Genomic DNA, 12,452 nt, shown 5'->3' with positions numbered 1-12,452 from the left:
GCCCTCTCACTCCGGTGAGATTTCCGGCCCCGGAGGGCCGGCGAAAGACCGATTCCGCCGGAGTGACAAGTGCGAGTATGAGCCCCGAACAGGTCCAGTCGACGCGGCGCGGACCGACGACGCCGGGCGACCGACCGCCCCGCCTCGGTCGGATCCCGCTCCTCGACAACACGCTCTCGATGCTGCGAGACCCGCTCGGCTTCTACGACCGCGTGGGCGCGATGGACGCCGACGTGGTCGGCTACAACGTCGCCGGGACGACGGGCTACTTCATCACGCATCCCGACCTCGTCGAGGAGGTGCTGGTCACGAACGAGGGCGACTACGAGAAGGGCCGCCTCCTCCGCGACACGCTCGGGGAGTTCATCGGGAAGGGGCTCTTCCTGCTCGAGGGCGAGGAGTGGCAGCGCCAGCGGACGGCGCTCCAACCCGCGTTCTACCGCGAGCGCATCGCCACCTACGGCGAGACGATGACCGACTTCACCGCCGAGACCGCCGCCGGGTGGGACGACGGCGACCGCGTCGACCTGCTGCCCGAGATGCAGTCGCTCACGCTCCGCATCCTCGGGAAGACCCTCTTGGACATCGACGTCGACCGGACGGCCGAGACGCTCGAACCGCTGCTCGACGCGCTCCGGACCCGCACCGACCCCAGTTCGCTGTCGGCGTACGTTCCCCTCGGCGTCCCGACGCCGAGCAACCGCCGGATCAAGCGCACTCGGGCGGCGTTCGAGGCGACGCTCGACGACGTCATCGCCGAGCGGCAGGCCGAGGCCGCCGAGACGCGCGAGGCCCGCGACGACGTGCTCTCGCTCCTGTTGTCGCTGGACGAGGAGACGATGGATCGCGAGCGGCTCGGCCACCAGCTGCTGACGTTTCTGGTGGCGGGCCACGACACGACGGCGCTGACGCTGACCTACGCGTGGTTCCTGCTCGGCAACTACCCCGAGCGACAGCGCCGGCTCCACGAGGAACTCGACCAGACGCTCGGCGACGACGACCCGACGCCCGCGGACCTCTTCGAGTTGCCCTACCTCGACTCGGTGCTGACCGAGGTGTTGCGCCTCTACCCGCCGGCCTTCACGACGTTCCGCCAGCCGACTCGCCCGGTCACGCTCGGCGGGTACGACGTCGGGGAAGACGCCCAGCTGACGATCCCCCAGTGGCTCGTCCACCGCGACGGGCGCTGGTACGACGACCCCGACGCCTTCCGCCCCGAGCGCTGGACCGACGAGTTCGAGGCCGAGTTGCCGGACTACGCCTACTACCCCTTCGGCGGCGGTCCGCGCCACTGCATCGGCATGCGCTTCGCCCGGATGGAGGCCAAACTGGCAATCGCCACGCTCGCCCGGCGATTTCGCTTCGAGTCGGTGACCGAACCGCCGCTGGACCTGGCGATGCGGATCACGCTCTCGCCGACGGACCCGGTGCGAGTGCGCGTCCGCGAGCGGGAGTGAGCAGCCGGGAAGCGGTTCCGTCTCTCCGCCACCTCTCGAAAGGCGTTTGGGGCCGGACCTGCAAACGGGGGTATGCTCCGGGTCATCGGGTTGTTGTTACTCATCCCGCTGTTCGACGCCGTACTGCTGGTGGCGCTGGCGACGGGGATCATCTATCCGATCCCGCCGCTCGTCGTCGTGGCGCTCGTCGTCCTCACGGCGCTCATCGGCATGCTGCTGGTCCGCGCGGAGGGCCGCGCGACGCTTCAGGCGATCCAGCGGAAACTGGCGAGCGGCGAGGTGCCGACGGACGAGCTCATCGACGGCGGCCTGCTCATCGCCGCCGGGGCGTTCTTCCTCACGCCCGGTCTCGTGACTGACTTCGTCGGCCTCCTGCTAGCGGTGCCCCTCACGCGCTACCCCATCCGCGCCGCGACGCGCCGCTGGGTCGTCCGCCCCTACATCGACGCCAAGACCGGCGGCTTCGCCAGCGGCCAAGTCTACATCGGCGGCTTCCCTAACGAGGGCGGCCAGGCGACCGGCTCCGACGGCCCGACCGGCCCGGGCGGCGGGTCGCCGAGCGACGCCGGCTTCGACAGGGACGACGCCACCGACGCGGACTTCGAGGAACGCGACGGGAACTGACGCCCTGGTGCGGTTTCCCACCCGGTATTCCGAAACGTTACCCTTTTCTATACCCCTCGGGTACACCAAAACGCGCTCACCTGGGCCAATAGCTCAATCAGGTTGAGCGCTCGGCTGATAACCGGGAGGTTCGCGGTTCAAATCCGCGTTGGCCCACTCCCTTTCCTGACGATTCCTATTCCCCACACAGCGGCGTGTTACTTATAAATACTGACGGAAAGCACTGAGTCATTTCAACAGACGCTCGGTTGATCAGCTTTTCATCCTGCTCCCGTCTTGTGGTTTGACTTATTTGAATTCCTGATTTGGCTGATTAGAACTCTCAACAAACCGAACAATCGACGGGAGAGCGGAGTCGAACCGAGACGCGGCTCAGACCGCTCGATAGCCGCTGGTCCGACCCACTCCGAGCGACGACTGTGCCGCTGCCGGACCCGTTCGCTGATAGTCCGTGAACTGCACCTCGACCGTGACCTCCCTCAGAGTATCTTCAGCAATTGCCCGCTGGAGCGTCGCCGAGAGCGACGCGTACTCCCTGTCGGAAGTTCGGCCGACGACGATGGAGACGGTGTCGCTGTCGCCTTTCCGTATCAGTTGCGCGCCGTAGTCGGTCCGGACGTCGATGAGTTCGAGTTCGTCGTAGCGCTGTTGGGTCAGGACGTCCTCGACGTTGTGGTTGGTCGTCTCGACGAAGGCGAGGTACTGGTACGTGCTGACAATCGCGCCGAGGAGCGCGACGGCGACGACGGCACCGACGACGGCGTAGCCGATGGTCCGTGCGTCGACGCTGACGTACTCCGAGAGCCGTTTCGAGGGGGACGCGCGGTAGCCGAACAGCGTGAGCGAGACGTACGCCGAGAGGTTGATGAGCAGCAGGTTCATCAGGAGCAGGACCGTCGCCCCGAAGATCACGGTCGGCTCCCTCCAGACGACACCGATGCCGACGGCGGCGGCGGCCGGGACGATGGCCGCGGCGACGGCGACGCCGGCGAGCGAGACGTCGAGGTCGGTCGCGAGCGCCAGCGCGCCGGCCGCGCCGGCGAAGATCGCGATGACGTACGTGAGCACGATGGGGATCGAGAAGGCGCTGACCTGCGAGATGTTCTGGATGGCGAGGTTCGGCGGGACGAGGTACCCCCACCTGAAGACGGCGGCGGCCGCCGTCGCGGCGGTGACGGCGACGACGAGGCCGAGCAGCTGGGATTTGATGCTGTCGAGGATCGACGGGTAGTCGCCGATGACCGCGCCGACGCTGGCCGACAGCGCCGAGCCGGCGAACGGCGAGATGACCATCGCGCCGACGATGACGATGGCCGAGTCGAGCATCAGGCCGGCGGCGGCGACGATGGCGCTCAGCGCGGCGAAGGTGACGAACATCGCTCGTCCCGGCGTCACCTCGCGGGCGTTCGCCCGGAGCGTCGCGTGCGAGAGGCCCACCTCGTCGTCGGGTCCCTGCGTGTACTGACTCTCCAGTTCGTCGAACGTCGGCGTGGTGGCAGACTGGATGTCGGTGATGATGGTGAAGGCGTCCTCGTCGAGCCCGGCGTCGTAGAGGCGGTCCATCACCTTCTCGACCGCGCCGTCGGGCAGCGGGAAGTAGAGGATGATCGCGTCGCTCTCGTCGCGCTCGGCGGCGGCGATGTGCTCGATGTTCTCCTCGTCGAGCACCGCCATGACCTCGTCCTCCGCCTCGTTGCCGACGCGGATCTGGATGAGTCGCACGCAGTCTCTTAGTCTATGCGGCGGAAGAAACCGTTGCCTGCAGCGCGAAGAACGCCGCTATCGCCCCGGTCCGTCACGCGTTTGCAACCCGGATGTCTTTCAGGCGCGGTCGCTAGCGGCCGGCATGGAGGTTTTCGAACCACTCGAAGAGCAGCCGACCACGAGCGACGCGCTCCTCTCGACGGGGCGAACGTGTAGTCTCCTCCTCTTGCTCGTCCTGTTGGCGTGGGGGACCGGACAGCCGTTTCTCTTCCCGAGCCTCGGCCCGTCGGCGTACGCGCTCGCGGTGACGCCGTCGGCGGCGACGAGCCAGTGGCAGCGCGCGCTCGGCGGTCACTTCTTCGGCGTCGTCAGCGGGCTCCTCGCGTACCACACCATCGCGCCCGGCCTGTCGGTCACCAAGATTCCGCCCGCGATGTCGATGCCCGGGCTACAGCTCGTCGCCGCCGGATTCCTCTCGGTCGGACTGACGAGCTTCGCCATGCTCCGGACGGACCTCCGGCACGCGCCGGCCTGTGCGACGACGCTCATCGTCGGGCTCGGATTGCTGACCAGCGCCCTCGAAGCCGGCATCATCCTGTTCGCCATCTGCGTCCTCGTCGTCGCCGACCACGTCCTCCCGACGACCGGGGTCGAGGAGCCGCCCCAGTAGTTCATTCCTGGTGTGCGTCGACGTCGACGTCTTTCGGCTCGCCGCCCCTGACGGCCTGGCCGTAGTTCAACAGCGCCACGAACACGCTGCCCCCGACGACGTTGCCGAGCGTCGTCCAGCCGAGGAAGTAGGCGTACTCGCCGGCGGTCACGCCCTGGTCTAAGAGCAGCGCGGCGAGGACTTCGGTCGAGCCGAGGAGGCAGTGATGAAACGGCGCGAAGCCGATGCCGGCCGTGATGAGCCAGACGAAGAGGAACTGCGCCACGGTGTTTCTGGCGGCCGAGATCCCCATCAGCCACCCGGCGATGACGCCGCTCAGGAGTATCGTCTGCGGGGGAAACGGAACGAGATTCTCGGCGAGCGTCCCGACGGCCGCGGGCTCTACGATACCCATCGCCGGGCCGACGGTCGCCATCAGTACGGCGAAGACGGCACAGCCGACGAGGTTCGACCCGTAGACGACCCCCCAGAGCCGACCGAGCTGCCGGACGCTCCCGCGCCCGTCGAGCAGCGGCAGGATTCCCATCGTCGTGTGGGCGGTGAACAGCTCCGTCTGTCCGAGGACGACGAGGACGAACCCGATGGCCGACGCGTTCGCCAGTACGAGCTGCTGGAAGAACCCCGACTGGGACGGTCCCATGAACGTCAGCGCCATCGCCATGAACAGCGCTCCGAAGCTGACGTTGAGCCCGGCCGACAACCCGGAGAGAGCGAGCCCCGACGTCGGTCGTTCGAACTCCCGAAGCGCGCTCTCTATCTCCGTCTCCAGTATCCGCGTGTACGCGAGCGTCTCACTGGGTTCGCTCTCTTGAGACATGCCTCGAACGTCCGCCGAGACACTGATGTGGCCCGTGCTTGCGATAACAGGCGTCTCGTATCGCTCTCGGCCGCGTCGGTCGTCAGGACGGGCTGGCCGCGCCCTCGTCGCTCTCCGACTCGCCGTCGGTCTCGTCGATCTCCAGCCCGAAATCGTCGGCCCGCGAGCGCCAGAACTCCTCGTACCCCTCGCGGTCGGCCTGCACGGTCGTCTCGCCGCCCCGCACCCGATCGAGTTTCAGGTTCGTCTCCTCCAGGAGGCTTTCGGCGATGTCGTCGGTGATGACACCCTGTTGGGTGGCGTCCATGATGGCGCTCTTCTCCTCGGCGAGGACGCGCCGTTCGCCCTGTAACACCTGTTCGTGGCGCAGCTCCTCGTGGTTGTGCAACAGCGTGGCGATGGCGTCGTTGAGATCCTCCTTCTCCCGGCTGTACTCCGCTTCGAAGTCCCGGTACACCTCGGTCGGGATGTCGCCGGCGGCGTCTAAGCGCTCGGCGGCTTCCAGCGCGGCGTCGACCGCGCGGGCGCGGCCGACGAGGAGTTCGTACAGCTCCTCTGCGTCCGACCGAGTCACGACGCCGAGGCGGTTCAGTAACGGCCCCATCGTCAGCCCTTGGACGACCAGCGAGAAGGCGGCGACGCCGAACACCATCGCCAGCAGCTGCTGTCGGAGGGGGAAGCCATCGGGGAGGCCGAGCACGAGCGCGATGGGAATCGATCCGTGGAGGCCGCCCCACAGCATGACGTGCTGGTAGTTCATCGGGACCGCCGGTTCCGTGACGCGGTTGACGAGCGCCGTCAACGGATAGACCGCCGCGGCCCGGGCGGCGAGCACGAGCGGGATAGCGAGCAGGACGTGGTGTCCGTACTGGAGGAAGTCGCCGATGGGCGTCACGACGCCGATCATCAGGAAGATGAACGTGTTGACGACGAACGAGGCGGTCTCCAGCGAGTTGAAGACGGTGATCTTCGTCTGCGGGGCCATCGCCTTCTCCGCGCCGCGGTTCCCGATGAGCAGACCCGAGACGACCGTCGCTATCACGCCGGAGACCCCGAGATAGTGTTGGGCCAGCAGGAAAGAGCCGTAGGCGAGGATGAACGCGAGCACCGTCTCGGTCATGTTCTCGTCTAAGTGCGCCATCACGGTGTAGACGGCGTATCCGGCCGCGAGACCCACTAACAGGCCGCCGACGCTGGAGACGACCATCTGGAGTCCCAGTTCGGTCAACCCGGCGGCCGTGAACAGCTCCGCCGGGTTCGCCCCTTCCTGTATCAGGACGAAGAACGTCGAGAAGATGACGACGCCGATACCGTCGTTGACCAGCGATTCGCCCTCGACGAGGACGGAGAGGCGCTCGGGCGCCCCCAGTTCCTCGAAGAGGGCGAGGACGCTCACGGGGTCGGTCGGGAGCGCCATCGCGGCGAACAGGAGCGCGATGAGCAGCGGGAACCCGAAGACGTACTGGCCGACGTAGCCCAGAAGCGTGATAGAGATTATCAGTCCGACGGCGGCCATCGCCAACACGGGTTGGGCGTTGCGCCGCAGTCGTTCGAGGTCCGTCGTCGCCGCGCCCTCGAACAGCAGCGGCGGGAGGAGGACGAGCAAGATGAGGTCGTGCGTGAGATTGATGTCGATGTCCGCGCCGATCACCGAGATAGCGAACCCCGCGAGCAAGAGCGCGATGGTGTAGGGAAAGCGACCGACCTTGGCGACGAAGATACCGACGCCGGCCGCGATGATGAAGACGGGTAACAGCTCCAGCAACAGGCTCTCGATGGGGCTGGTCTCGACGGCGAGCACGACCGGGTCCATGTGTACGCTACGAATCGTCGCTTTCGGATAAGTCCCCTGCCTGTTATTCGGTGCTCGTTCCGTTTCTCGACGGCTGTCCGGAACGCTCTCGGCGAGGGGCGATTCACCCCGACGAAGTGGCGGTGTCGACGGCGATTCGGCGCAGTCGAACACGCATGCGACACCCTATTGGCACGCCGTGGTCACGAAGCGGTATGATCATTCGCCTGTGGGCGCTGGCGTGGGCGGCGCGCTATCTGAAGTATGTCCCCATCCTCGGCTGGCGGTTCTCCGAGAACATCGTCCAGAACCTCGAGAGCAGGATGGAGCGCGACGTGGATATCAGCGACATGACCGTCGAGTTCGAGGGCGACGACGCCTCGGACGTTCGGATCCAGGTCTCGGTCACGAACGAACTGCCGGTCGACCTCACCGTCAACGCCGTGAACTTCCGACTGGGGTACACGGAGGAGTCACAGACGGTCGCGAACGTGCTCTGGTCGGAAGACGCCCACGGGTCGCCGCCGGTGAACATCTCGCGGTCGATGATCGAGAGCGGCACCGAGGAGGCGGTCCGCGTCGAGCGGCACCTCCCCGCGGAGGGGCCGACCGAGACGCTCCACGTCGACGGGTCGCTCACGACCGAGGCGTGGCTGGACGTCCCGTCGACGAAACGGATCCCCCTCGGGACGCTCGAGCGTGACCTCCCCAGCGTGACGACCGACCTCCCGTCGTAACCGTCGGACTGCGTTCAACAGACGCCGACGCACTGAGAGACGCCCGCGGTGCCGACCGCGCCGGTGAGCCGCTCCCACACCGCGTCGGCCCAGTTAGCGATTCGAGCGCCCAACCCGTCGACCTGCGGCGTCTCGTCGGCCCCCTGCGACTGGGCCTGTGCCCGCTGGAAGTCGAGGAACCGGACCTGCACCGTCACCGGGCGGTCGGTCGCCCGGGAGACGTTCGACTGGACGTTCTCGTCGAGTAGTTCGTACTGGGCGTCGCTCGACCGACTGACCGTGACCGTGACCGACTCGTCGCGGCCGAGGAGGTTCATGTCGTTGTACCCCGTCTTGACGCTGACCAGTTCGAGCGAACTGTACGCCGGATCGGCCAGCACTTCCTCCACCTCCTGATTGACCTCCTGTTCGTAGACGACGTGCTGGTACGTGCCGACGCTCGTCAGCGCGATGACGACGGCGAAGGCGACGATGACGACCGCGTACGCGCCCGACCGAACGGAGACGGCCGCGTTCTCGCGGACGCTCCGGATGACGGACGAGCGGTAGCCGAGCGAGACGAGCGCGAGGTAGGCCGCGAGGTTGATGAAGACGATGTTCATCAGGAGGAGCACGATCGCGCCGAGGACGAGGAGCGGTTCGCCCCACGCCGTCCCGATGCCGGCGGCGGCGGCCGCGGGGACGATGGCCGCGGCGACGGCGACGCCGGCGATGGAGACCGGGAGGTCCGTCGCCAGCGCGAGCGCGCCCGCGAGACCGGCCGCGATGGCGATAGCCAGCGTCAGCGAGTTCGGCGTGGCGAAGGCGGCCACCTGCGACACCAGCGAGACGCTGAGCGTCGACGGGACGAACCCGGTCTGCTGTAAGAACACGCCCATCGCCACCGCGCCGACGTAGGCGATGACGAGGCCGACGACCTGCGAGGAGACGCTGTCGACGACCATCTCGCGGTCGCTGATGACGAGGCCGACGCTCGCAGACAGCGTCGACCCGGCGAAGGGCGCGATGACCATCGCGCCGACGATGACGATGGCCGAGTCGAGCAAGAGACCGCCGACCGCGACGATGGCGCTCAGCGCGGCGAACGCGATGTAGGTCGCCGTATCGGGAGTGAGGTCCGCCGCGCGCTCTCGTATCTCCGGGTGGGACGCGCCGCGGTCGCCCTTCGGCCCGTCGACGTACTTCTCGGTCAGTTCGTCGACGTTCGGGACCGTCGCGCGGTCGACGTCCGTGACGACGGTGTACGTGTCCTCGTCGAGCCCGACGTCGTACAGCCGCGCGAGGACGGTGTCGACCGCGCCCGCCGGGACCGGTATCTGTGCGATACTGCCGCCCCGGTGCGTGTCCTCGTCGGCGAAGACGAACTCGACGTCCATCTCCGCCAGCTCGTCCCGCACCGCCGTGCGGTCCTCGGTGGGGACGAACAACTGAATGAGTTTCATACGGATGTCTCAAAACGAGGCCAGTTGTATATGCGGGCGCTATCGGCGGGTTAGCACTCAGTTAAACCGACGGGTCGCGCGTTTTTATCGGGCTTACCGTCGGCTCGTCTCCACGAGTGGCCGTGTCGCTGTCGCTCGGCACGGCGAAGAAAAGAGCGCCGGTGAGGCGGTGAGTCCGTCCTCAGTCGGCGGCGATCTGCCCGTAGTCGAAGTCCTCCGCGAGCGAGGCGAGCTCGTCGAGGGCGTCCTTCTCCTCTTCTAAGTTCTCGTGGAGGATGTCGCCGACCTCGTCCTCGCCGAGCCGGTCGGCGAGCATCGCCAGGGTCCCGTAGGCGGCGATCTCGTAGTGTTCGGTCTTCTGGGCCGCGATGAGGTTGTGGACGTCGAGCACGTCCTGCGTCGGGTCCTCGTCGGCGAACTCCTCGTGTTCCTCGATGAGGCCCTCGATGCCCTCACACTCCTCGCGCTCGGGCTCCTTGCCGAGAATGTCGAAGGCCTCCTCCAGCCGGTCGACGTGGCCCTGCGTCTCCTCGCGGTGCTCGCTGAACGCCGACGCGATCTCCTCGCTCTCCGTCTGGCTCTCCAGCTCGTCGAGCGCGTCGAGGAGCTCGTTCTCGGCGTAGTAGATGTCTTCGAGGTTGTGCATGAACAGGTCGTGCAGGTCGGATGGTGCCATCACCGGGAAAGAAGGACTCTCGTTCGGTAAGCGGTCTGCCTGCGAAGGCAGGGACGAGGCGTCGCCGACCCGTCAGCGCCGGTCCGTCAGGTGAACAGCCGCTTGAGCCGCGAGTCCGCGCCGACGTTGCGCTGGGCGACGAGCGTCGTCCCGTCGATCCGGTCGGCGACCGCCTCGGGGACCGACCCGAAGACGAACCGCTGGAGGATGCCCTCCTTCTCCGCGGCCATCGCGGTCAGGTCGTGGTCCTCCGCCGCCTCGACGAGCGTGTCCTCGACGTCGTCGCTCTCGATGGTGCGCGTCTCGAAGTCGAGCGTCGTGTGGTCGAACTCCTCGTTTCGCTCGGAGAGCGTCGCCTCGGCCTCGGAGAGCTTCGCCTCGCTGTCGGCTCGGTCCTCCTCGCTGAGCACGCGGACCACGTCGATGCTCGCGCCGGTGGTCCGAGCGATAGCGGCGGCCGTCTCGGCCGCGAGGTCGCCGTGAGTGCTGTCGGTCCACGGGAGGAGGATCGAGTCGACCTTCCCGTCGCTGTCGCCGGTTCCGACCTTCTCCACGAAGACGTCGGCGTCGGCTTCCTCGGCCACCTCGTCGACGGTGCTCCCCAAGACGACGTCGCGGGCGCTGGAGCGGTTGCCGCCCCAGCCCATCAGGACGCCGTCGCTGCCGTACTGTTCGACGGTGTTCAGGATGGCGTCGGTCGGGTCGTGCGTGAGTTTGACCGTCCCGCTCGCCGGCGTGTCGGTCTCCTTTGCGATGTCCAACGCGCGGTTGACGACCGGCCGCCCCTCCTCGACTCGGTCGCGGCCCTCGGCGTAGGGGGTCTGCGGGGGGAGCGTCACCGCGTTCATCACGAGCAGCTCGGCGTCGCGGTCGGCCACGAGGTCCGTCGCGGTCCGCATCAGCTGCTCGACGTTCGCCTCGTTGGCGACCGGGACGACCAGCTGGTAGTCGTGGTCGCCACGGGTCGTCTCGGCGAGAGCCGTCGGCGTCTCCGATTCGAGGCGCTCTTCGGAGGGACCGGCCCGACGGATGACGAACCAGAGGGCGACGCCGACGAGTTCGGCGAGCAGCGCGAGGCCGGCGATGACCGGTGACTGGACGACGATGTTCGCGCCGAGCGCCAGGTTCCCGACGACGGCCAGGGCCGGCACCCACGGGACGAACGGCACTTCGAACCCGCGCTCGATGTCGGGGAACCGCTGGCGCGAGCGGATCAGCGCGAGGTTGACGATGGAGAGGCCGAAGATGAGGAGGATGTTGGCGAAGTTCGCCAGCCCCTCCAGTCCGAACTCCGCGCCGAGGGGGATCGTTTCCGGACCGACCGCGCCCGGCACGTCGAAGAAGACGACGGTGAACAGCCCGAGGAAGATGGTAATGATCGTCCCCGTCAGCAGCACCGACTTGTACGGCGTCCCCCACGAGTCGTGGGTGTCCGCGAAGGACGGCGGCAGGTGGCCGTTCCGGGCGAGCGCGAGCTTCACGCGCGAGCCCGCGAGGATCGTCGCGTTCGCCGCCGACAGCATCGACACCAGCGCGCCGGCGATGATGATGTAGAAGCCGACCGGACCGAGGAAGTACTCGGCGGCCAGCCCCATCGCCAGTTCGCCGTGGTTGGCCACGTACTCGGCCGGGCCGAGATTACCGAGGTTGACCTGGCTGCCGAGGAAGGTCAGGAACTGCTGGTTGTTCACCGCGATGACGATGGCGATGACGACCAGCGTGTAGATGACGGAGACGAACGCCATCGAGAAGTAGATGGACTTCGGGATCGTCTCGCCGGGGTCCTTTATCTCCTCGGCGTCGGTGGCGATGGCCGAGAAGCCGAAGAACGTGATGAACACGAGCGCGCTCGTCACGCCCAACTGCGCGAAGTCTCCGATGTTGTTCGCGAAGGAGGTCGTCACGGCCTGCGGGTCGAACGCCTGGAAGACGCCGAACAGGAAGATGCCGATGAGCACCACCTTCAGTGCGGTGACGACGATCTGGAACTGCCCGGCCTCCTCCGCGCCGGCCATGTTGAGGGCGACGAGGAGCCCGAGGATGATCAGTCCGAACACCCAGTACGGAATCGCCCCCGGGATCGAGAGCGGGTCGTAGAGGAACTCGTAGAACCACTTCGAGAAGCTCCCGAGGTAGAAGGCCGCGCTCGCGGGATAGCCGAGAATCATCGTCCAGCCCATGATGTACGTGATCTCCGACGGAATCGTCTTGGCGACGTAGACGTAGCCCCCGCCGGATTCGGGATAGACCGACGCGAACTCGGCGTAGGAAGCCGCCGTGAGGCTGGCGATGAACGCCGCGAGCAGGAACGAGACGATGGCGGCCGTCCCGACGTTGCTCACCGCGAGCCCCGAGAGCACGAAGATGCCCGCCGCGATCATCGTCCCGACGCCGATGGCGGCCGCGCTCCAGAACCCCATCGAACGGTCCTCTTCCTCGCTTATGTCGTGATCTGGTGGATTGTTCTCACTTGCGTTCGCGGTCTCGTCCATAGAATCGTTGTTCGTTACAGGGTATCGACGGAGATACCTAC

Annotated in this window: 10 protein-coding genes and 1 tRNA gene; 5 read left to right on the top strand and 6 right to left on the bottom strand. The window is 67.1% G+C overall.

All coding sequences use genetic code 11. The features are described from left to right. Window positions 1–77: 77 nt before the first annotated feature. The 3 genes from EGH23_RS08540 (at window position 78) to EGH23_RS08530 (ending at window position 2,237) form a co-directional block, all read left to right on the top strand. Entirely contained in the window at window positions 78–1,457 is a 1,380-nt protein-coding gene (locus tag EGH23_RS08540; protein WP_220579578.1) for a cytochrome P450, read from the top strand. Between the two features lie 72 nt (window positions 1,458–1,529). Beyond that, window positions 1,530–2,081: an FxsA family protein gene (locus EGH23_RS08535; RefSeq protein WP_220579577.1), complete on the top strand. Its 552-nt coding sequence runs from the start codon at window positions 1,530–1,532 to the stop codon at window positions 2,079–2,081. Between the two features lie 82 nt (window positions 2,082–2,163). Next, window positions 2,164–2,237 (top strand) — tRNA-Ile (locus tag EGH23_RS08530). A gap of 216 nt (window positions 2,238–2,453) precedes the next feature. Here the strand turns inward: EGH23_RS08530 and EGH23_RS08525 are convergent. After that, window positions 2,454–3,803, bottom strand: coding sequence for a TIGR00341 family protein (locus tag EGH23_RS08525; protein WP_328765877.1), 1,350 nt, complete (start codon window positions 3,801–3,803; stop codon window positions 2,454–2,456). Window positions 3,804–3,927: 124 nt separating this feature from the next. Here EGH23_RS08525 and EGH23_RS08520 point away from each other — a divergent pair, with 124 nt between their 5' ends. Continuing rightward, window positions 3,928–4,455 (top strand): HPP family protein, encoded by a 528-nt coding sequence (locus EGH23_RS08520; protein WP_220579576.1) that lies wholly within the window; start codon window positions 3,928–3,930, stop codon window positions 4,453–4,455. A 1-nt stretch (window position 4,456) separates the two neighbouring features. Here the strand turns inward: EGH23_RS08520 and EGH23_RS08515 are convergent, their stop codons facing one another. Next, window positions 4,457–5,272, bottom strand: a complete 816-nt coding sequence (locus tag EGH23_RS08515; protein WP_220579575.1) for a formate/nitrite transporter family protein — start codon at window positions 5,270–5,272, stop codon at window positions 4,457–4,459. Window positions 5,273–5,354: 82 nt separating this feature from the next. Beyond that, on the bottom strand, window positions 5,355–7,085 hold the full coding sequence (locus tag EGH23_RS08510) for a cation:proton antiporter (RefSeq protein WP_220579574.1): 1,731 nt from the start codon (window positions 7,083–7,085) through the stop codon (window positions 5,355–5,357). 194 nt (window positions 7,086–7,279) lie between these two features. Between EGH23_RS08510 and EGH23_RS08505 the strand changes: the two genes are divergently transcribed. Continuing rightward, window positions 7,280–7,801, top strand: a complete 522-nt coding sequence (locus EGH23_RS08505) for a hypothetical protein (RefSeq protein ID WP_220579573.1) — start codon at window positions 7,280–7,282, stop codon at window positions 7,799–7,801. A 14-nt stretch (window positions 7,802–7,815) separates the two neighbouring features. On the opposite strand, the gene EGH23_RS08500 is transcribed toward EGH23_RS08505, so the two are convergent. The 3 genes from EGH23_RS08500 to EGH23_RS08490 form a co-directional block, all read right to left on the bottom strand. Continuing rightward, window positions 7,816–9,243 (bottom strand): DUF389 domain-containing protein, encoded by a 1,428-nt coding sequence (locus EGH23_RS08500; RefSeq protein WP_220579572.1) that lies wholly within the window; start codon window positions 9,241–9,243, stop codon window positions 7,816–7,818. Window positions 9,244–9,424: 181 nt separating this feature from the next. Next, entirely contained in the window at window positions 9,425–9,919 is a 495-nt protein-coding gene (locus EGH23_RS08495; RefSeq protein WP_220579571.1) for a YciE/YciF ferroxidase family protein, read from the bottom strand. Between the two features lie 86 nt (window positions 9,920–10,005). After that, complete coding sequence (locus tag EGH23_RS08490; protein ID WP_220579570.1) at window positions 10,006–12,411, bottom strand: amino acid permease; 2,406 nt, start codon at window positions 12,409–12,411, stop codon at window positions 10,006–10,008. Window positions 12,412–12,452 lie beyond the last annotated feature (41 nt).

It is taken from the genome of Haloarcula nitratireducens (assembly GCF_019599505.1).
Note: the sequence above shows the minus strand (reverse complement) of the source record. Positions and strands in the feature narration are given on the sequence as shown.

Excerpts from the sequence above, each read along its gene's own strand:
- EGH23_RS08540 (WP_220579578.1), top strand. The coding sequence starts at position 78 with ATGAGCCCCGAACAGGTCCAGTCGACGCGGCGCGGACCGACGACGCCG.
- EGH23_RS08535 (WP_220579577.1), top strand. The coding sequence starts at position 1,530 with ATGCTCCGGGTCATCGGGTTGTTGTTACTCATCCCGCTGTTCGACGCC.
- EGH23_RS08520 (WP_220579576.1), top strand. The coding sequence starts at position 3,928 with ATGGAGGTTTTCGAACCACTCGAAGAGCAGCCGACCACGAGCGACGCG.
- EGH23_RS08515 (WP_220579575.1), bottom strand. The coding sequence starts at position 5,272 with ATGTCTCAAGAGAGCGAACCCAGTGAGACGCTCGCGTACACGCGGATA.
- EGH23_RS08510 (WP_220579574.1), bottom strand. The coding sequence starts at position 7,085 with ATGGACCCGGTCGTGCTCGCCGTCGAGACCAGCCCCATCGAGAGCCTG.
- EGH23_RS08505 (WP_220579573.1), top strand. The coding sequence starts at position 7,280 with ATGATCATTCGCCTGTGGGCGCTGGCGTGGGCGGCGCGCTATCTGAAG.
- EGH23_RS08500 (WP_220579572.1), bottom strand. The coding sequence starts at position 9,243 with ATGAAACTCATTCAGTTGTTCGTCCCCACCGAGGACCGCACGGCGGTG.
- EGH23_RS08495 (WP_220579571.1), bottom strand. The coding sequence starts at position 9,919 with ATGGCACCATCCGACCTGCACGACCTGTTCATGCACAACCTCGAAGAC.
- EGH23_RS08490 (WP_220579570.1), bottom strand. The coding sequence starts at position 12,411 with ATGGACGAGACCGCGAACGCAAGTGAGAACAATCCACCAGATCACGAC.